The sequence below is a fragment of the Streptomyces sp. NPDC054866 genome, from assembly GCF_053610745.1.
The window spans coordinates 1-19,475 of sequence record NZ_JBSGZA010000002.1 but is presented as its reverse complement, the minus strand read 5'-3'; the positions used below and the strand labels follow the sequence as shown (position 1 = coordinate 19,475).

Sequence of the window (19,475 nt, the reverse complement as noted above, 5' to 3'; positions counted from 1 at the left end):
CCTGCCCCGGACGGACGCCGTCACCCATGGCGGGGGAGCACGCCAACTCCCTGCGCCCGCTGCCGGGTTTCATGCGAAGCTGGGACGCATGAGCGTCGCAGAACCCCGCAGGATTGTCCTCTTCCGGCATGCGAAGGCCGACTGGCCCCAGGTGTCCGACCACGAACGGCCCCTCGCGGAGCGCGGCCGCAAGGACGCCCCCGTCGCCGGGCGCAAGCTGGCCGACAGCGGCATCCCTTTCGACCTGGCCCTCTGCTCGACCGCCGCCAGGACCCGCGAGACATGGAAGCTCGCCGTCCATGAGCTGCCGCACAGGCCCAAGACCGTCTACGAGGAGCGGCTGTACGAAGCCTCTCCGGGCGAGCTGATCGCCGTGCTCAACGAAACCCCGGACGACGTACAGAACGTCGTACTGATCGGCCACAACCCCGGAGTGCAGGGGCTCGCCGACATCCTCGCGGGCGACGCCGAGGGCGACGCCCGTACGCGGATGGACCGCCGCGGCTTCCCGACCTCGGCCTTCGCGGTCCTGACGTACTCCGGCTCATGGAAGGCCCTGGAGCCCGGCGTCGGCACGCTCGCCGACTACTGGGCGCCTTCTGACTAGCCCCGGACGCACATACACGGATGGCCCCGTACCGCAGCGGTACGGGGCCATCGGCGTGATTGCGCTCGCGGCTCGCGGCTTGCGACCTCAGTCGGTGTGGGTGTCCGCCGCCTCGACCTCTTCGCGGGTGACACCGAGGAGGTAGAGGACGGTGTCGAGGAAGGGGACGTTCACCGCGGTGTGCGCGGCCTCCCGGACGACGGGCTTGGCGTTGAAGGCGACACCGAGACCGGCCGCGTTCAGCATGTCGAGGTCATTGGCGCCGTCGCCGATCGCGACGGTCTGCTCCAGCGGGACCCCGGCCTCTTCGGCGAAGCGGCGAAGGAGCCGGGCCTTGCCCGCGCGGTCCACGATCTCGCCGGTCACCTTGCCGGTGAGCTTGCCGTCGACGATCTCCAGGGTGTTGGCCTGGGCGAAGTCGAGGCCGAGACGTTCCTTCAGATCATCGGTCACCTGGGTGAACCCGCCCGATACGACGCCCACTTGGTAGCCCAGGCGCTTGAGCGTACGGATGAGAGTGCGGGCGCCGGGGGTGAGGCGGACCTCGGAGCGGACCTTGTCGACGACCGAGGCGTCGAGCCCGGCGAGGAGCTCCACGCGGGCGTGCAGCGACTGCTCGAAGTCCAGCTCGCCCCGCATCGCGGCCTCGGTCACCTCGGCGACCTTGTCCTCGCAGCCCGCGTGCGCCGCGAAGAGTTCGATCACCTCGTCCTGGATGAGGGTCGAGTCCACGTCCATCACGATGAGCCGCTGGGCGCGGCGGTGCAGGCCGGCGGCGACGACGGCGACGTCCACGCCGAGCTTCGCCGCCTCCAGGGCGAGGGCGGTGCGCAGCGGTTCGGTCTCCGCGCCGGACACGGCGAACTCCACCGCGGTGACGGGGTACTTGGCGAGCCGGAAGATACGGTCGATGTTGCCGCCGGTCGCGGTGATGCTGGCGGCGATGGAGGCGGTCGACTCGGCGGTCAGGGGGTGGCCGAGCACGGTGACGTGGGAACGGCCGTGGCCACGGGGGCGGTTGTCACCGATGCCCGAGATGATCTCGGCCTGCATCTTCAGGGACTCGGCCCAGCTGTGCACGGTGGACCGCAGGTCACCCTCCAGGCCGGCCGGCGGCTGGGTCACGAGCGCGCACAGCACTATGCGCCCACGGGTGACGACCTGCTCGATGTCGACGACGTCGACGGAGTAGGCGGCGAGGGTGTCGAAGAGGCCTGCGGTGATTCCGGGACGGTCCTTGCCGAAGATCTTGACGAGGAGCGTGGGGACGTCTGCGGGCTGCGGGGGCTGCGATGCGCTCATGGTGGGGCCCACGGTATCCGGCGGGACGCGGAGGCGTGCCGCCGGTCCGTTTGACGGACACCTGCCCCTCCCTGCCGCGAACTCCTCCACCACGGCTTGGCGCGGACTCCTCTCCCGCCGCTTCACCCCGCGGCGTTGGCGGCCCCATACCTGGGGCGGTTCCGGCCCTCCGGCCGGTTCGCTCGCTCCGCGGTGGTTCTTTGCCACCCGCCCGCCCGTTCCCCTGTGGCGTCGGCGGTCCCCTACCTGGGGCGGTTCTGGCCCCCGGCCGGTTTGCTTGCTCCGCGGCGGTTTTCTCCCGCCCGCCCACCCGTTCACCCCGTGGCGTCGGCCGTCCCCCCGCCTACGGCGGTTCTCGCCACCCGCCGGCTCGCTCGCTGCGCGGCGGGTTCTCTCCCACCCGCTCCTTCACCCCGCTGCGTCGACTCCTTCGGTCTTGCCCGCCCTCATCTGCCTTGCATTCGGCATCCCGCAGCGTCGATCGCGGTCTCGGCCGCGGGGTGATCGGGTGGGTGGGTGGGGAAGGATCCGCCGCGGAGCGGCGGGCCAGGGACACTCCCCCCGCCGGGGGAACCGGCACTACCGCCCCCGGCCGCCCCGCGGCCCTTGCTCCGGGGGAGGTGGCGGAGGCGGCGGAGGGGGAGGCCAGTCGCCGTCGCCCGAGGACCGCGGGCGCGGTTTCGGCCTCGGCCGCGAGGGAGGCGTCATCGGTCCCACCACCGTCGGCGCCCCGGAAACATCACGCGGCGGCCGGAGGTACGGATTGGTGTCGGGGTTCGCGGGCCGGTACGGATCGCTGGGGCTGTACGGCCCCGCAACGGGAGCCGGCGCCCCACCCGCCGCCACCTCTGCGGGCGGCGCCGCCCCCGGCACCCCCTCGGCAAGGGCAAGCGGCGCGACCCCGCCCCCCGCAGCCCCACTCGCCACCGCGAGCGCCGACCCCACCGCCCCCGCCCCCGCTCCCCACGCCGCGCCGAGCAGCAACGCCATCCCCAGTTGGCCGTGCAGCTCTATCCCCGCCCCGAACGCGTCGAAGCCGAGCACCGACAGTGAGGCGTCCGCGGACACCCCCGTCAGCCACACCATCAGCGGCAGCGCGAGCGCCGTCACCACGGCGAGCCGCACCGCGCACTGCCCCGCGAACCGCAGGGCGCCCGTTCCGCCCCGTACGTATGGAGTGCGGACCGCAGTGAGCACCCCCGCGAAAAGGATCATCAGCGCCGCCGCTACGCCCAGGAGCCAGACCCTGCTGTCGAGTTCCGCGAGCCGCCCCAGCGTCACCGCCTCGTTCCCCGAGGCGCCGGACCCCGTCAGGAGATCGTCCAGCGGGTCCGGAAGCAGCTTCGCCAGCTCGCCCGTCGCCTCGCCGTCCCACGGCACGAAGAGCCCGATCGGCACCCCGAGCCACACCCCGTTCGGCGCCCCGAGCAGCGCGGCCCCCGCGATCCGCTTGGGATGGGCGTCGCCGATCATCGCGTACGCAGCCGCCGCGAGCCCGGCGAGCACCGCCACGAGCAACACCGTGACCAGCGCGGACGCGGCAGGACGCACCACGCGGTGCACGCCGTCCCACCCGCTCGGCAGCGGCGTACGACGCGAGGCGAGCAGCGCGATCAGCAGGACGCCGGTCACCCACACCGCGCCCCCGAGCAGCGTCGGACCCATGTCCACGGTGAAGCCGACCGCCGCCTTCGCCTGCGCGAGATCGCCGAGCCGGTCCGGCAGCAGACCCCCGACGTCACCGAGCCCATCGGGAAGTTTGTCCGTGATGTCGTCCGGGAGCTGGTCGATCCCCTCGTCGATGCCCTTGTCGATCCCCAGCTGGTCGCCGTCGATCGTGATGATGTCGTGACCTGCCCATGCCAACCCGCCGAGCATCGCCAGAAAGAGGACGATCACCGCGCTCACGCGCGCGGCCAGTTCGGCGGGTGTGATCACAACTCCCGCCCCGCGCAAGGAGCGTAGGAAGAAATACGCAAGCAGTACCGCGCCCGCGAGGCCGACGCCCAGCGGCGCGACATCGATCGCGGTGGTCGCCTCGGCACCTTCGAGTCCGAACGCCGACACGTCACCGGACGGGGTGACCGAGCCGCCCGCGCCGAGCGCCACCACGGCAGCCGTCATCGGCCCCAGTGACCCCACCGCGTCCGCGCCGAGAAGGTGCAGGCCGAGCGCCGCGGCACCGGCCATCCCGACAAGTGCCCAGCTCACGGCGGCTATCGCGGACAGCAGCACATCGCCCCACCGCACACCCCGGCCTTCGGCCCGTTTCCCGCCGGTCTCCATCAGGACCCCCCGACTCGCACCGCGTCGCCCGATTAATACGAGATATGCGCAATGCGCATGATCCGTAGGCACTCATGGGCGGTTACTACTCTCCGGGGTGGTTTCTGCCTCGTCAACGGGGCGGTCATGGAGGCCCGTACGCAGTCTTCACAAGGCCCGACTTTCGGTCAGAGGCCTCCGCCTGAAATAGTTCCTCCCGATGTTCGACATCCCTAGACTCCCCATGACGGGGGCTAGCTCGGGGGACAACTCAGTGGGGCTGGAGTGCCGGAACTCGTACTGGAATTGAATGGAAGGACCTGGACGCTCGATCCGTCCAGGTCGTACACCCTCGGACGTGATCCGCAGGGAGATCTCGCGCTCGACGACGCCAGAGTGTCCTGGCGTCACGCCACGATCAGCTGGAGCGGCCGCAGTTGGGTCATCGAGGACCACGGCAGTACCAATGGCACCTTTGTGCAGGGCCAGCGGATCCACCAGATGGAAATCGGCCCCGGCTCGGCCGTGAACCTCGGCAACGCGACCGACGGTCCGCGGCTGAATGTGTCCGGCAGCGCGTCGGGCGCCGCCGCCGTGTCCGCACCGCAGCAGGCAGCTCAGCAGGCCCCGGCCCATCAGGCGCCGCAACACCAGGCACCGCAGCACCACGCGCAGCAGCAGGGCGGACCCGGCTGGGCCGCCCAGGCATCCCAGCAGGCACCCCAGCAGCAGGCGCCGCAGTACCCGGCGCAGCAGCAGATGCCCCAGCAGCAAGGCTGGCAGCAGCAGCCCCAGCAGCAGGCTCATCACCAGAAGCCTCAGCAGCCTCAGCAGCCGCAGGTCCCGCAGCAGCAGGGCCCCGGCGCGGGTTCCGGCGGTGTCGCGGGGGCCCCGCCGGTCTACGGGGACCGCAGCCCGACGACGTTCCACCAGCTCGCGCTCGGCCGCAAGATGCGCATCGGCCGCGCCCTGGAGAACGAACTGGTCGTCTCCGACCTCCAGGTCTCACGGCACCACGCCGAGTTCACGGCCACTCCGGACGGCCGCTTCGAGATCCACGACCTCGGCTCGCACAACGGCACGTACATCAACGGTCAGCCGGTCGCGAAGTCGGGCTCGGCCCTCATCGGCCCGAACGACATCGTCAGCGTCGGCCACTCGACGTTCCGGCTCGTCGGCGACCGGCTCGAGGAGTTCGTCGACACCGGTGAGATCTCCTTCTCCGCCCGCCACCTGACGGTGACGGTCGACGGCGGCAAGGACATCCTCAAGGACGTCTCCTTCGGTGTTCCGGAGAAGTCGCTCATCGCGGTCATCGGCCCTTCGGGCTCCGGAAAGTCCACCCTGCTCAAGGCGCTCACCGGCTACCGGCCCGCCAACCAGGGTGACGTCCTCTACGACAACCGGAACCTTTACAAGCAGTTCGCCGAGCTGCGCCAGCGCATCGGTCTGGTCCCGCAGGACGACATCCTGCACAAGGAACTGACCGTCAAGAAGGCCCTCAAGTACGCCGCCAAGCTGCGCTTCCCCTCGGACACCAGCGAGCAGGAGCGCGAGCAGCGCATAGACGAGGTCCTTCGCGAGCTCAAGCTGGACATCCACAAGGAGAAGAAGGTCACCTCCCTCTCCGGTGGCCAGCGCAAGCGCGTGTCGGTGGCCCTGGAGCTCCTCACCAAGCCGTCGCTGATCTTCCTGGACGAGCCGACCTCCGGCCTCGACCCGGGCATGGACCGCGACGTCATGCAGCTCCTGCGCGGCCTCGCCGACGACGGCCGTACGGTCCTCGTCGTCACGCACTCGGTCGCCGAGCTGGCGATCTGCGACAAGCTCCTGGTGATGGCGCCCGGCGGTTCGGTCGCGTACTTCGGTCCGCCGGAGGAAGCGCTCAACTTCTTCGGCTACCAGACGTGGGCGGACGTCTTCTCGGCGTTCGAGAACTACCGCGACTACGACTGGGCGGGCCGCTGGAAGGGCTCGCAGCACTATCAGATGTACGCCGCCGACATCGACGCCGTGGCCGCGCAGCCGGTCCACATGCCGCCGCCGCAGGCGATCAGGCCGCCCAAGCCGCAGGGCTGGGGCTCGCAGCTGTGGACCCTGATCCGCCGCTACACCTCGGTGATCGCCTCCGACAAGGGCTTCCTGGGTCTGATGGTGATCCTGCCCGCGGTCCTCGGCATCGTCAGCGTCGTGATCCCGGCCGACTTCGGACTCGCGCCCCCCAAGCCGCCGTCGAAGTTCAACGGCGACGCCGGAACGATCATGCTGATCCTCGCGGTCGGCATGTGCTTCTCGGGCGCGGCCAACTCCGTACGAGAGCTGATCAAGGAACGGGTCATCTACGAACGGGAGCGGGCCACCGGCCTTTCCCGCTCGGCGTACCTGATGTCCAAGGTCATCGTCCTCGGCCTGATCACGGCCTTCCAGGGCGTCATCATCTGCGGCATCGGCTTCGCGACGCGCGACATGCCGGAAGAGGGCCTGATCATGCCCCCGGCCGTCGAGATCTGCCTGGTCATCATCGCCCTGGGCTTCACCTCGATGATGTTCGGCCTGGTCATCTCCTCGTTGGTGAAGACCGCCGAGAAGACCATGCCGCTCCTGGTGATGTTCGCGATCGTCCAGGTCGTCTTCACCGGCGTGCTCTTCCAGGTCTACGGCTCGCCGGGCCTGGAGCAGTTCGCCTGGCTGATGCCGTCGCGCTGGGCCATCGCCGGCGCGGGCGCCACGCTGGACCTCGCCCACCTCATGCCGCCGTGGGACCCGAAGAAGCCGGGCGACCTCGACCCGCTGTGGGAGCACTCGGCGGGGCAGTGGGGCATGAACATCACGATCCTGCTCCTGATCGGCATCGCCTGCGGCTTCGCGGTCGCACGGCTGCTGCGCCGCCACGAGCCGGAGGTCATGCGCAAGTAGCGGGCCTTCGAGAACGACGAGAAGGGCGGCACCCCACGGGGGGTGCCGCCCTTCGGCGTCTGTCGAGCCTCGGTGAAGAGGTCCGTTGATCAGGCGATCAGGCTCAGTAGGCGCCGTTCACGTTGTCCATCGAGCCGTAGCGGTCGGCCGCGTAGTTGGCCGCGGCCGTGATGTTGGCGACCGGGTCGTAGATGTTCGTGGACGTGCCCTCGACGTGGTACGCGTCGAACGTCGGCTGGATGACCTGGAGCAGGCCGACGGACGGGGTGCCGTTGATGGCGTTGATGTCCCAGCCGTTCTTGGCGTTCGGGTCGCCCGCCGACTCACGGATGATGTTGCGGTGCAGGCCCTCGTAGGAGCCGGGGATGCCCTTGGACTTCATGATGTCCAGGGACTGGCGGATCCAGCCGTCGAGGTTGTTGGCGTAGACCGGCTTGCGCGCGGCGGCACGGCTCGCGGCTTCCTTGGCCTTGCGCTCGTCCTCGGCCTTCTTCTTGGCCGCGGCCTCATCGGCGGCCTTCTTCTTCGCGGCGGCGTCGGCCTCGGCCTTCGCCTTCGCGGCAGCGGCGTCCTTGGCCTGCTTGTCGACGGCGGTGTGCTGCTTGATGACACCGGCCTCGACGGCCTGCTGGGCGTCGGCGTTCTGCTTGAAGGCCACCGGGGCGGCCTCGATGTTCTGGGTTCCGGTTCCGGCGTCGGCGCTGCCCGGCACGAGGGAGAACGCGAGGGCGGCGGCGCCGAGCGTGGCGACACCGGCGATCGAGAACTTCTGGGTCTTGGTCAGCGCGGGGCGACTATGACCAGGGGTGGTGTGCTTGGACATGGGAGATGGACCTCTTCGAATCGCGGAGGTCGCTCTGGCCGGCGGGGACATTTGCTTACCCGGCACAAACGCCGCGGTGCGAGACCGCGGCGCCGAGCGACGGGTGCAATTCTTAGCGGCCGCAAAATTCTGTGGCAAAGCAGTGACGTACGATGCCGGATAGTGGATCAGGGTGTGCTTTGTGCGTTATGACGACAGTGCACCCCCGCCCATAAAGGACTTTCTTGTCCACTAGGGACCTTCGTACGTGACGTGCGCCCTATGCGCGGGCTCACATCGAACACGTAACAACCTCACCATCAGTTGCCATAGCAATTCTCTGTGTGAGCAAACTCCTCCGGAAGTAGGAGATGCACGTCGCCGAACTCGTGCCAGAGGTAGAGACGGCGTACGGCCTCCGCATAACCCCGGTCCACGGCGGCCCGTCCCGCGACCGCCTCGAGCATCAGCAGATGCGAGGCCTGCGGCTCGTGCAGCCCCGTGAGCAGCCCGTCCACCACACGCACGCCCCGCTCGGGCGTCACCACGAGCTCCGTACGGCCCGCTGCCGCCCGGACCACCCCGTCGGGGCCCGCGGCCGACTCGACGGCACGCACGGCCGTCGTACCCACCGCGATGACCCGTCCGCCGCCCGCCCCGGCGGCATTGATCAGCCGCGCCGACGTCTCAGGCACCTCGAAGAGCTCGGGATACGGCGGCTCGTGCGCCTCGGGCGACGCCACCCCCGTATGCAGGACGACCGGCGCGAACTGCACACCCCGGCTCACCAGGCGTGCCACCAGGGCCGCGGTGAACGGCCGGGCCGCACTCGGCATCTCCGCGCTGCCCGTCCCGTCGGCCGACGGCAGCGCGAACACGGTCTGGTGGGCGGAGAGCGGCTGGTCCCTCTCTGTATAGGAGTAACGGATGGGGCGCCCGTGCCGCCGCAGCAGAGACGGCACATCGGCCGGCACCCGGGCCCACCACAACCGCCCGCTCCCCGGGGCCAACGGCTCATCGAGGACGAGGCGTACGTCCCCGGGGAGCCGCACGACTGAATCCGCGGGCCCGCCCGCGCGCGCCCGCGTGGTGCCCCTGCCGTCCGGGTCCCGCAACTCGACGGCCCACCGTCCGTCGTCGCCGCGCGTGGAGAAATGCACCACCACGCGCGCGTGCCCGGCGGTTCCGTCGACCGCGGCGGACAGTGTCGGTGAGGTGTTCACGATCAGCAGGTCCCCGGCCCGCAGCAGCGCGGGCAGATCGGTGAACGCGTGGTGCGAGACCTCCGTCCCGCGCGACACGAGCAGCCGCACCGCGTCCCGGCCAAGACCCGGCCCACGCTGCTCGGCGGGAACGCGCGCCGCCAGCTCATCGGGCACCCGCACGGCCAGCGTCATCGGACGCCCCCGAGAGGGGAGCCTTCGAGCCATGCGGGAGCGGAGTACCGCCCGCTCGCCGGGCGCTCGTCGAGCAGCCGCAGGAAGGCGGGCACCACCGTCTCGGGCGGCGGCCGCCCCGAGACGTCGTCGTCCGGGACGGCAGCTTCGTAGAGGTCGGTCCGCATGTCACCGGGATCGACCGCCCACACCCTGATCCCCGGCTCCTCCACGGCAAGGACCGCCGACAGCTGATCCAGGGCCGCCTTGGACGCCCCGTACCCGCCCCACGTCTCGTACGCCTCGACGGCCGCGTCGGAGCTGACGCCGACCACCGCCCCCGCCCCCGAGGCCCGCAACAGGGGCAGCGCCTCACGGATCAGCCCCAGGGCCGCCACCACGTTCGTCTCCAGAGCCTGCCGCAGCCCGTCGAGCGTGAGCTCATCAAGCCGTACGAGAGGCTCCGTGCCCAGCGCGCTCGCGTTGTTCACCAGCAGATCGAGGCCGCCCAGTTTCCGCGCCGCGGCCACCAGATCCGCCCGGTGCCCGGCCTCCGTGACATCCCCGGCGACAGCCTCCACGCGCCCGCCGCGCCCCGCCAGGTCCCGAGCGGACTCCTCCAGCGCGACGGCCGTTCTCGCGTCGAGCACCAGATCCCAGCCCCGCTCGGCGAGCGCCGCCCCCAGCGCGCGCCCCAGTCCCTTCGAAGCCCCCGTGATGATCGCTACCGGCATGACATCCGTCCCCTCGGGTCGCCCAGGCAGCCGCTCTTCAGCGGATGACGCCACGGTAGGAACGGACCTGGCCCCGGCGCCTCGTACGCGGGCCGCAACAGCTCAAGTCCCTTCGGCCTACGCCCACGGCCCTAGGCGGTGGCCGCCACAGGTCCGATACGCGCTGTCACACCCCGCCGGTACGGTGAGGCCATGAGTCAAGGTCCCCGGTCCGGCCTGAACGCGGTGAGCTCCGCGCTTCTCGCCATGAGCAGGCAGCTCGAGGTGCGCGACGTCCTGAAGACGATCGTCGCCTCGGCCCGCGAACTGCTCGACGCGGAATACGCGGCGCTCGGTGTTCCGGACGACCACGGCGGGTTCGCCCAGTTCGTCGTCGACGGCGTCAGCGACGAGCAGTGGCGCGCCATCGGCCCGCTGCCCCGACAGCACGGAATCCTCGCCGCGATGCTGCACAAGGCCGAGCCCGAGCGCCTCGCCGACGTGCGCAAGGACCCGCGCTTCGAGGGCTGGCCGTCCGCCCACCCGGACATGTCCGACTTCCTCGGCCTGCCGATCCGGTACGGCGACGAAACACTCGGCGCCCTCTTCCTCGCCAACAAGAACTGCCCCAAGCCAGAAGGTGGTTGCGGCTTCACAGCCGAAGACGAAGAGCTCCTGTCGATCCTGGCCCAGCACGCCGCGATCGCCCTGACGAACGCCCGTCTCTACGAGCGCAGTCGCGAGCTGACCATCGCCGAGGAGCGCTCGCGCCTCGCCCATGAACTGCACGACGCCGTCAGCCAGAAGCTGTTCTCGCTGCGCCTGACGGCCCAGGCCGCGGCCGCCCTGGTGGACCGCGACCCCGCCCGCGCCAAGGGCGAACTCCAGCAGGTGACCGTGCTCGCGGCCGAGGCTGCGGACGAACTGCGCGCCGCCGTCGTGGAGTTGCGCCCCGCGGCCCTGGACGAGGACGGCCTGGTGGCCACCTTGCGCACGCACACGCAGGTCCTGGACCGCGCGCACTCCGCCGAGGTCACCTTCGACAGCCACGCGGTCCGCGCCCTGCCCGCGGCCCAGGAGGAAGCGATGCTGCGCGTCGCCCAGGAAGCGCTGCACAATGCCTTGCGCCACTCCGGCGCGGAACGCGTCTGCGTGACCCTGGCGCGGCGCGGAGCCGGCGCGGTGCTGCGCGTCACGGACGACGGCAGCGGCTTCGACCCGCGCGTGATCCGGCGCGCGGGGCGGCACTTGGGCCTGGTCTCCATGCGGGACAGGGCAGGCGGGGTCGGCGGACGGCTGACCGTGGAATCGGAGCCCGGAAAGGGCACGACGATCGAGATGGAGGTTCCCGGTGGCTGAGGCTGTGTCCCATCCGAAGTTCAATCCGAAGACCGGCATCCGGGTGCTGTTGGTCGACGACCACCAGGTGGTCCGCCGCGGTCTGCGTACGTTCCTCGAGGTGCAGGACGACATCGAGGTCGTGGGCGAGGCGTCGGACGGCGTCGAAGGCGTCGAGCAGGCCGAGAAGTTGAAGCCGGACGTCGTCCTCATGGACGTCAAGATGCCGGGCATGGACGGCGTCGAGGCGCTGCGCAAGCTCCGTGAACTGGCCAACCCCGCGCGCGTGCTCATCGTCACCAGCTTCACCGAGCAGCGCACGGTCGTCCCGGCCCTGCGCGCGGGCGCCGCCGGGTATGTCTACAAGGACGTCGACCCGGACGCCCTCGCCGGTGCCATCCGTTCCGTGCACGCCGGGCATGTGCTGCTCCAGCCCGAGGTGGCGGGGGCGCTGCTGTCCCAGGAGGAGGCCAACACCGGGCAGGGGAGGGGCGGTTCGCTCACCGAGCGGGAGCGCGAGGTCCTGGGGCTCATCGCCGACGGCCGCTCGAACCGCGAGATCGCGCGCGCCCTCGTGCTGTCCGAGAAGACCGTCAAGACCCACGTCTCGAACATCCTGATGAAGCTGGACCTCGCCGACCGCACCCAGGCCGCCCTGTGGGCCGTACGACATGGTGTGACCGGCTGATTAACGTTTCTGCGCACTCCGTCAACCGGCGATGTGGACCGTCGCGTTCCGGACTGAGATTCATACCGTCGTGTAGATGTCCCTCGTATGGCGCAACCTGCGCGCCGCCCGGCCGTTCTCCAGTGCGTGCTGCGGCGGCTGGCCGCGGCGATCGCTAGGAGGATCCAGAAGTGAAGAACCTGAAGAAGGCCGCTGCTGTCACGATGGTGGCGGGTGGCCTCGTCGTCGCCGGTGCCGGTCTCGCCTCCGCCACGGACGGCGCGCACGCCGACGGCAAGGCCGTGAAGTCGCCGGGTGTCGGCTCGGGCAACCTCGTCCAGGCGCCGGTGCACATCCCCGTGAACGCCGTGGGCAACACCGTGTCCGTCATCGGCGCCCTCAACCCGGCCTTCGCGAACGACGGCCTCAACACCTGAGGATCGCACCAGGCGCAGCAGTGACCACCGGCCCCTCGGAAATTCTCCGGGGGGCCGGTCCGGCGTTCAGGGGGCGCCGAGGGAGCGCCCCGTAGGGGCGCGGGGAACTGCGCGACAAGCCACAAGGCACCCGCGGCCGCAAAAGAGACCGATCTCGGCAGCGCGCAGCGCGTACCGGCCCCGGGCGCCCCCGGTGCAGGCCCAGCGCTCAGAGTGACATCAGCCCCGTTCCCGCTCCTCCACAACGGAGTTGTACGCGGCCACCTGCGCCCGCCGGGCAGTCCGCTCCACGGGGCGCAACGCCGCCCCCCGCGCCGCCATCTCCGAGGCGCTCACGGCCCCGCCATGGCCGTTCTCGTACGCCACCGAGATCAGCAGGCCGACCCGCTGGGCCAGCTCCAACACCCGTACGGCACGCGGCGGATACCCGGGCGCCAGAGCCTCACGCCCCCGCTCGGCCCGCGCCCGGTACGCGTCCACCGCGGCCTCGGCGACCGGCCCCGAGCCCGCCACGTCGAGCCGCGAGAGCACCTCCGTCGCGTCCCGCAGCGCCTCGGCGAGCTCGCGCTCCGCCTCGCCCAGCGAGGGAACGTCGGCCGGCGGCGCCTCCCGCACGGGCAGGCAGTGCCAGAGGACCTCCACGTGCACATCACCGGCGGGCCCGACCTCGGACACCTCGGGCACCAGGCCGTACGGCGCCCCGTAGGCGACGACCGCCTCCTCCGCATCCAGGGCGCGGGCGTTGAAAGCGGGCGGGCCGCTGAGACCGAGCGGATGCCCCGGCGCGGGCAGCGCGACCCGGAGCCCGGTCACCCCGAGCGTGCGCAGGCGTCCGATGGCGAGCGTGAGACCGACGGGCCCCGACTCGCCGGGGAGACCTTCGACCCGGTGCACGGCGTCGTCGCCGACCATCGCGAGCACCGCGTCATCCGGCGAGACAAGTCCGGCAAGCAGGGCATTTCCCCATGCCGCCAAGCGTCCTGAGCGTGGTTCCGAGAGCATGCGTACAGCCTAAGGACCGGGCTAAGGACCGGAGCGCTCGGCCGGTGGCGTAGGTTTTCTCCCAGGGGACTGCGTCCACAGACGCAAGCGACAGCCGAGACTGCAATGGGAGACAACGCGCTCATGAGCGATGTACTGGAGCTGGAGGACGTATCCGTGGTCCGCGAGGGCCGGGCTCTGGTGGACCAGGTCTCCTGGTCGGTCAAGGAGGGTGAGCGCTGGGTCATCCTCGGACCGAACGGCGCGGGGAAGACCACCCTCTTGAACGTCGCGTCCAGCTACCTCCACCCGAGCACCGGAACCGCCACCATCCTCGGCGAGACCCTCGGCAAGCCCGGCACGGACGTCTTCGAGCTCCGCCCGCGCATCGGCGTCGCCGGCATCGCGATGGCCGAGAAGCTGCCCAAGGGCCAGACCGTCCTCCAGACGGTGCTCACGGCCGCGTACGGCATGACGGCCGGCTGGCACGAGAACTACGAGGACGTCGACGAGCAGCGCGCCCGCGCCTTCCTCGACCGCCTCGGCATGACCGACTACCTGGACCGCAAGTTCGGCACCCTCTCCGAGGGAGAGCGCAAGCGCACCCTGATCGCGCGCGCCCTGATGACCGACCCCGAGCTGCTCCTCCTCGACGAGCCCGCCGCGGGCCTCGACCTCGGCGGCCGCGAGGATCTCGTACGCCGCCTCGGCCGCCTCGCCCGCGACCCGATCGCCCCCTCGATGATCATGGTCACGCACCACGTAGAGGAGATCGCCCCCGGCTTCACCCACGTCCTGATGATCCGCCAGGGCAAGATCATGGCCGCGGGCCCGCTGGAGCTCGAACTGACCTCCCGCAACCTCTCCCTCTGCTTCGGACTGCCCCTGGTGGTCGAGGAGCGTGGCGAGCGCTGGAGCGCCCAGGGGCTCCCGCTCGGCTGACCGTTCGGCCGACACCGGCGCGAACGGCCGGGCCCGCTCCGGTCGGTAGATCACGTGCCCTGTGCGGGAAGGTCCCGCGGTCCTACCATGACCATGTGGACATCGACGCATGGGTGTGGTGGCTGATCGGAGCCGCCGCGCTCGGAATCCCGCTCGTACTGACCGCGATGCCGGAGTTCGGCATGCTCTCCGTGGGCGCCGTCGCGGGCGCCGTGACCGCGGGCCTCGGCGGCGGCACCGTGCTCCAAGTCGTCGTATTCGCCGCGGTGTCGGTCGCGCTCATCGCGGTCGTACGCCCGGTGGCGGCACGACACCGCGCCCAACGGCCCGAACTGGCCACGGGAGTGGAGGCGTTGAAGGGCAGGACGGCCGTCGTCCTGGAACGCGTCGACGCCTCCGGCGGCCGGATCAAACTCGCCGGCGAGATCTGGTCCGCCCGCGCGCTCGACACCGCCCAGAGCTACGAGGCGGGACGCGAGGTGGACGTGGTCGAGATCGACGGAGCGACAGCCATCGTCATGTGACGGCCGGCCATCGTCATGTGGCGGCCATCGTCAGGCGAATCCACCACGGGGTGTGCGACGGTCTGACAGACTCGACCAGCAAGATCTTCACGGGGGCGAGTTGAGGCTCCGCGGATCTTCCGGGAACAACGAGCAAGAGGGGTACGGGGAACAACGATGCAACCAATCATCATCGTCCTGATCATTCTGGTGGTGCTGGTCTTCATCGCCCTGATCAAGACGATCCAGGTCATCCCGCAGGCCAGCGCGGCGATCGTCGAGCGCTTCGGCCGCTACACCCGGACGCTGAACGCGGGCCTGAACATCGTCGTCCCGTTCATCGACTCGATCCGCAACCGCATCGACCTCCGTGAACAGGTCGTCCCGTTCCCGCCCCAGCCGGTGATCACCCAGGACAACCTCGTGGTGAACATCGACACCGTCATCTACTACCAGGTGACCGACGCCCGCGCCGCGACGTACGAAGTCGCCAGCTACATCCAGGCGATCGAGCAGCTCACCGTCACCACACTGCGCAACATCATCGGTGGCATGGACCTCGAACGGACCCTGACGTCCCGCGAGGAGATCAACGCGGCGCTGCGCGGCGTCCTCGACGAGGCCACCGGCAAGTGGGGCATCCGCGTCAACCGCGTCGAGCTCAAGGCGATCGAGCCGCCGACCTCCATCCAGGACTCGATGGAGAAGCAGATGCGCGCCGACCGCGACAAGCGCGCCGCGATCCTCCAGGCCGAAGGTGTACGGCAGTCGGAGATCCTGCGCGCCGAAGGTGAGAAGCAGTCCGCCATCCTGCGCGCCGAGGGTGAGGCCAAGGCGGCGGCCCTGCGCGCCGAGGGCGAGGCCCAGGCGATCCGCACGGTCTTCGAGTCCATCCACGCCGGAGACCCGGACCAGAAGCTCCTCTCGTACCAGTACCTCCAGATGCTCCCGAAGATCGCCGAGGGCGACGCGAACAAGCTTTGGATCGTCCCCAGCGAGATCGGCGACGCCCTCAAGGGCCTCGGCGGCGCGCTCGGCAACTTCAACCCCATGGGCGGCAGCGGCGGTTCGGGCAGCGCCCCCAAGGAGCGCCGAGAGCAGCCGCCGATCGACTGAGCGCCCCAAAGGGGCGCGGGGAACTGCGCGCTCGGCCAAGGCCGGGCGGCTACGCGGCAGGCGCCGCCAGCCACTCCGGCAGCGTCGCCAACTCGTCCCGGCCGAGCGCCAGCAGCATGGCGTCCGCGGGAGTCGGCTCAAAGGGCTGCCGCAACAACGGCATCCCCGCCTCCTCCGGCGTACGGTCCGCCTTACGGTGATTGTCCATCGCGCACGAGGCGACCGTGTTCAGCCAGGAGTCCTTACCGCCCTGCGCCCGCGGCACCACGTGGTCCACGGTCGTCGCACGCCTCCCGCAGTACGCGCACCTGTGCTGGTCCCGCACGAGCACACCCCGCCGCGACCACGGAGCCCGTCTTCGGAAAGGCACCCGTACATACCTGCAGAGCCTGATCACCCGAGGCACCGGTATCTCGACCGCTGCCGCGCGCACACGGAGTCCGGGGTGGGCATGCTCGACGACGGCCTTGTCCGTAAGGACCAGCACGACGGCACGGTTCAGCGTCACCGTCGACAGCGGCTCGAAGCTCGCGTTCAGCACCAGCGTGTCCCGCATTTCGCCCACCTCCCGTATGCACACCGACCCACCCCCTGGCGGGCTGGGATCAACTCTGGCCGGGCACGCCGAGATGGACAACGCAATAAAAAATGCCCGCCCCTGATCACTTCCATGACCAGAGGCGGGCAAACGTTCAGTGAACGCTTCGCTGCTACGCGGGAGCGGCGTATTCGGCGAGCACCTGCGCGCGCCCGAGCGTGTGGAACCGGAGGTTGAATCCGACGACGGCGGGCGAAGCGTCGGAGTCCGGGCCGAGCTTCTCCTGATCCACCGCGTACACGGTGAACACATAACGGTGCGCCGGGTCACCGGGCGGCGGCGCGGCGCCCCCGAATTCCTTCGTCCCGTAGTCGTTCCGCACCTGCACCGCGCCCTCGGGCAGCCCCTCGAACTTGCCGCTGCCCGCACCGGTGGGCAGTTCGGTCACCGACACCGGGATGTCGAAGACCGACCAGTGCCAGAACCCGCTGCCCGTGGGCGCGTCCGGGTCGAAGCACGTCACGGCGAAACTCTTGGTCTCCGGCGGGAAGCCTTCCCACCGCAGGTGCGGCGAGGTGTTCCCGGCCGCTTGGACCTGAGCGTCCTTAAGGACCGCACCCGGCTCGAAGTCCTCGCTCACGACCGTGAACGACGGCACGGGCGGATGGAAGTCATGGGGAAGCGGCGGCCTCTTGAGCTCGGTCACGTCGGCACCTCCTGGTTGGTTCCTGCTCGGCGGCAGCTCTACAGCTCTGCTCTCCCGAGCCTAGGACCAGTTGCGCTTGCTGCCGACCTGGGACAGCCACTCGTTGAGGTACGCCGCCCAGTCCGTGCCCTGGAAGTCGTTGAGCCCGACCTTGAACGAGCGGAACGAATCGCTGCCCTCACTGAAGAGGCCCGGCTTCTTGTCCATCTCCAGGATGACGTCCATCTCGCGGTCGTCGGCCACGAAGCTCAACTCGACCTGGTTGAGTCCGCGGTACTGCTGCGGCGGGAAGAACTCGATCTCCTGGTAGAACGGCAGCTTCTGCCGCGTCCCACGGATGTGCCCGCGCTCCATGTCCGCACTCTTGAAGCGGAAGCCCAGCTGGATGAAGGCGTCCAGGATGGCCTGCTGCGCCGGCAGCGGGTGCACGTTGATCGGGTCCAGGTCACCGGAGTCCACGGCACGCGCGATCTCGAGCTCGGTGGTCACACCGATGTTCATCCCGCGCAGCTGCTGGCCGTCGATGGAGGTGACCGGCGTCTCCCAGGGGATCTCGAGCCCGAACGGCACCGCGTGCACCTGGTTCGCCTGGAGCGTGAAGGCCCCACCGAGCCGCAGCTTCGTGAACTCGATGTCCTGCTTCGTCTCCTGGTCCTGGCCCTCGACCTCGACCCGCGCCTGCAGACCGACGGACAGACCCTCGATCTCCTGGTCCACGGACCCGCCCTGGATCCGTACCTCACCCTGGACGACACCACCCGGTACGACGTTGACCTCGGTCAGCACCGTCTCCACCGACGCACCGCCGGCACCCAGGCTCGCAAGCAGCTTCTTGAACCCCATGACTCTCCTCCCCAGGCCCCGCCTGTGGTTCGACTCGACTTGATTCCTTGATCCATACAAACGCGGTGAACCCACGTCCGGTTCCGCGTCCCAGCCCTGGCAATCCGCCCAGCAGACGACCACCTACCCGTACGGACCGTCTCCAGTACGCTCGGACGCCATGATCGAGGCCCCTGACCGTACGCCCCTCACCCATGACTTCTTCGAGCGCCCTGTCCTCGACGTGGCCCCTGACCTGCTGGGCCGCGTCCTCGTGCGCAGCTCACCGGACGGGCCGATCGAACTGCGCCTGACAGAGGTGGAGGCATACGCGGGTGAGGCCGACCCGGGGTCACACGCCTATCGCGGCCCCACCGCCCGCAACAGCGTGATGTTCGGCCCGCCCGGATACGCGTACGTCTACTTCACCTACGGCATGTGGCACTGCCTCAACGTGGTGTGCGGTCCGGAAGGCCAGGCGAGCGGAGTCCTGCTCCGGGCCGGGGAGATCACGACCGGCACCGAGATCGCCCGCAAGCGTCGACTCTCGGCCCGAAACGACAGGGAACTGGCCAAAGGCCCGGCCCGCCTGGCCACGGCCCTCGACGTGGACCGCAGCCTGAACGGCGCGGACCTCTGCGCGGGCGGGGACGCCCCGCTCACTCTCCTTTCGGGCACTCCGGTCGGCCCCGACCAGGTCAGCAACGGTCCGCGCACGGGAGTCGGCGGTGACGGAGCCGTCCACCCCTGGCGCTTCTGGATCCCCAACGACCCGACGGTGAGCCCCTATCGGGCCCATACGCCCCGACGCCGCCGAACTTGACGCGGCCCTGGGGGGACCGTAATGTGGCCCGAGCCGCTTGACCCGGTGACGGCAATCTGCCGACAGCTGGAAGCGGCCAACCACTACCTACGACTTCCCCTCAGCGGGGGCGCATTTCGCATGCTCGCATGCCGGAATTCGAACTCGCGGAACTCGATTATGAGTTGACGAGGGAATCCGCTAACGTAGTGAACACGCCGAAAGGCAAAGGCCCTCCAACGGCCACCGGAAATGAAATCCGAACCGGGAACGGAACGGAAAACGGATCTGGTAGGGTTGGAAACACGAAATACCGAAGGGAAGCGCCCGGAGGAAAGCCCGAGAGGGTGAGTACAAAGGAAGCGTCCGTTCCTTGAGAACTCAACAGCGTGCCAAAAGTCAACGCCAGATATGTTGATACCCCGTCTCCGGCCGTCATGGTCGGGACGAGGTTCCTTTGAAGAAAACATCAGCGAGGACGCTGTGAACCGGAAGATTATTCCTCTTCCTGGTTCCGCTCAACGCGGATGTGCACCGGATTACCGGTAAACATTCACGGAGAGTTTGATCCTGGCTCAGGACGAACGCTGGCGGCGTGCTTAACACATGCAAGTCGAACGATGAAGCCCTTCGGGGTGGATT

Annotated in this window: 18 protein-coding genes and 1 rRNA gene; 10 read left to right on the top strand and 9 right to left on the bottom strand. The window is 69.8% G+C overall.

Annotated features, from left to right (window positions below; all coding sequences use genetic code 11):
• Positions 1-88 precede the first annotated feature (88 nt).
• Positions 89-607, top strand: a complete 519-nt coding sequence (locus ACWGI2_RS08730; RefSeq protein WP_453401184.1) for a SixA phosphatase family protein — start codon at positions 89-91, stop codon at positions 605-607.
• Positions 608-694: 87 nt separating this feature from the next.
• Here the strand turns inward: ACWGI2_RS08730 and serB are convergent, their stop codons facing one another.
• Positions 695-1,909: a phosphoserine phosphatase SerB gene (gene serB / locus ACWGI2_RS08725; protein WP_453401183.1), complete on the bottom strand. Its 1,215-nt coding sequence runs from the start codon at positions 1,907-1,909 to the stop codon at positions 695-697.
• A gap of 579 nt (positions 1,910-2,488) precedes the next feature.
• Complete coding sequence (locus ACWGI2_RS08720) at positions 2,489-4,195, bottom strand: streptophobe family protein (protein WP_453694708.1); 1,707 nt, start codon at positions 4,193-4,195, stop codon at positions 2,489-2,491.
• Positions 4,196-4,459: 264 nt separating this feature from the next.
• Here ACWGI2_RS08720 and ACWGI2_RS08715 point away from each other — a divergent pair, with 264 nt between their 5' ends.
• On the top strand, positions 4,460-7,090 hold the full coding sequence (locus ACWGI2_RS08715; protein ID WP_453694707.1) for an FHA domain-containing protein: 2,631 nt from the start codon (positions 4,460-4,462) through the stop codon (positions 7,088-7,090).
• Between the two features lie 103 nt (positions 7,091-7,193).
• Here the strand turns inward: ACWGI2_RS08715 and ACWGI2_RS08710 are convergent, their stop codons facing one another.
• The 3 genes from ACWGI2_RS08710 to ACWGI2_RS08700 all read right to left on the bottom strand — a co-directional run bounded on the left by ACWGI2_RS08710 (position 7,194) and on the right by ACWGI2_RS08700 (position 10,002).
• The gene (locus ACWGI2_RS08710; RefSeq protein ID WP_453401180.1) at positions 7,194-7,913 is read right to left on the bottom strand and encodes a transglycosylase SLT domain-containing protein; all 720 of its coding nucleotides are present in this window, start codon (positions 7,911-7,913) and stop codon (positions 7,194-7,196) included.
• A 299-nt stretch (positions 7,914-8,212) separates the two neighbouring features.
• On the bottom strand, positions 8,213-9,289 hold the full coding sequence (locus ACWGI2_RS08705) for an S-adenosylmethionine:tRNA ribosyltransferase-isomerase (protein WP_453694706.1): 1,077 nt from the start codon (positions 9,287-9,289) through the stop codon (positions 8,213-8,215).
• Complete coding sequence (locus ACWGI2_RS08700; RefSeq protein ID WP_453694705.1) at positions 9,286-10,002, bottom strand: SDR family NAD(P)-dependent oxidoreductase; 717 nt, start codon at positions 10,000-10,002, stop codon at positions 9,286-9,288. Before ACWGI2_RS08700 ends, ACWGI2_RS08705 begins: the two co-directional genes overlap by 4 nt.
• A gap of 192 nt (positions 10,003-10,194) precedes the next feature.
• On the opposite strand from ACWGI2_RS08700, the gene ACWGI2_RS08695 reads away from it, so the two are divergent.
• The 3 genes from ACWGI2_RS08695 to ACWGI2_RS08685 all read left to right on the top strand — a co-directional run bounded on the left by ACWGI2_RS08695 (position 10,195) and on the right by ACWGI2_RS08685 (position 12,423).
• The gene (locus ACWGI2_RS08695) at positions 10,195-11,340 is read left to right on the top strand and encodes a GAF domain-containing sensor histidine kinase (RefSeq protein WP_453694704.1); all 1,146 of its coding nucleotides are present in this window, start codon (positions 10,195-10,197) and stop codon (positions 11,338-11,340) included.
• Entirely contained in the window at positions 11,333-12,007 is a 675-nt protein-coding gene (locus ACWGI2_RS08690; RefSeq protein WP_453694703.1) for a response regulator, read from the top strand. The genes ACWGI2_RS08695 and ACWGI2_RS08690 overlap by 8 nt, the downstream gene beginning before the upstream one ends.
• 170 nt (positions 12,008-12,177) lie before the next feature.
• Positions 12,178-12,423: a chaplin gene (locus ACWGI2_RS08685; RefSeq protein WP_453401175.1), complete on the top strand. Its 246-nt coding sequence runs from the start codon at positions 12,178-12,180 to the stop codon at positions 12,421-12,423.
• Positions 12,424-12,642: 219 nt separating this feature from the next.
• On the opposite strand, the gene ACWGI2_RS08680 is transcribed toward ACWGI2_RS08685, so the two are convergent.
• A complete protein-coding gene (locus ACWGI2_RS08680; RefSeq protein ID WP_453694702.1) occupies positions 12,643-13,425 on the bottom strand; it encodes a hypothetical protein in 783 nt (260 codons plus the stop codon).
• Positions 13,426-13,548: 123 nt separating this feature from the next.
• Between ACWGI2_RS08680 and ACWGI2_RS08675 the strand changes: the two genes are divergently transcribed.
• The 3 genes from ACWGI2_RS08675 (at position 13,549) to ACWGI2_RS08665 (ending at position 15,965) form a co-directional block, all read left to right on the top strand.
• Positions 13,549-14,346: an ABC transporter ATP-binding protein gene (locus tag ACWGI2_RS08675; RefSeq protein WP_160504228.1), complete on the top strand. Its 798-nt coding sequence runs from the start codon at positions 13,549-13,551 to the stop codon at positions 14,344-14,346.
• A gap of 95 nt (positions 14,347-14,441) precedes the next feature.
• Positions 14,442-14,870 (top strand): NfeD family protein, encoded by a 429-nt coding sequence (locus ACWGI2_RS08670; RefSeq protein WP_453401173.1) that lies wholly within the window; start codon positions 14,442-14,444, stop codon positions 14,868-14,870.
• A gap of 156 nt (positions 14,871-15,026) precedes the next feature.
• Positions 15,027-15,965 (top strand): SPFH domain-containing protein, encoded by a 939-nt coding sequence (locus ACWGI2_RS08665; RefSeq protein WP_453401172.1) that lies wholly within the window; start codon positions 15,027-15,029, stop codon positions 15,963-15,965.
• A gap of 49 nt (positions 15,966-16,014) precedes the next feature.
• Here the strand turns inward: ACWGI2_RS08665 and ACWGI2_RS08660 are convergent, their stop codons facing one another.
• The 3 genes from ACWGI2_RS08660 to ACWGI2_RS08650 all read right to left on the bottom strand — a co-directional run bounded on the left by ACWGI2_RS08660 (position 16,015) and on the right by ACWGI2_RS08650 (position 18,052).
• Entirely contained in the window at positions 16,015-16,521 is a 507-nt protein-coding gene (locus tag ACWGI2_RS08660) for an HNH endonuclease (RefSeq protein WP_453694701.1), read from the bottom strand.
• A 154-nt stretch (positions 16,522-16,675) separates the two neighbouring features.
• Positions 16,676-17,209 (bottom strand): YbhB/YbcL family Raf kinase inhibitor-like protein, encoded by a 534-nt coding sequence (locus ACWGI2_RS08655; RefSeq protein ID WP_453401170.1) that lies wholly within the window; start codon positions 17,207-17,209, stop codon positions 16,676-16,678.
• A 60-nt stretch (positions 17,210-17,269) separates the two neighbouring features.
• Complete coding sequence (locus ACWGI2_RS08650) at positions 17,270-18,052, bottom strand: sporulation protein (protein WP_453694700.1); 783 nt, start codon at positions 18,050-18,052, stop codon at positions 17,270-17,272.
• A 160-nt stretch (positions 18,053-18,212) separates the two neighbouring features.
• Between ACWGI2_RS08650 and ACWGI2_RS08645 the strand changes: the two genes are divergently transcribed.
• Both ACWGI2_RS08645 and ACWGI2_RS08640 read left to right on the top strand, forming a co-directional pair.
• The gene (locus ACWGI2_RS08645; protein WP_453694699.1) at positions 18,213-18,854 is read left to right on the top strand and encodes a DNA-3-methyladenine glycosylase; all 642 of its coding nucleotides are present in this window, start codon (positions 18,213-18,215) and stop codon (positions 18,852-18,854) included.
• A 531-nt stretch (positions 18,855-19,385) separates the two neighbouring features.
• Positions 19,386-19,475: ribosomal RNA gene (locus tag ACWGI2_RS08640) — 16S ribosomal RNA — on the top strand; the annotation flags it as partial.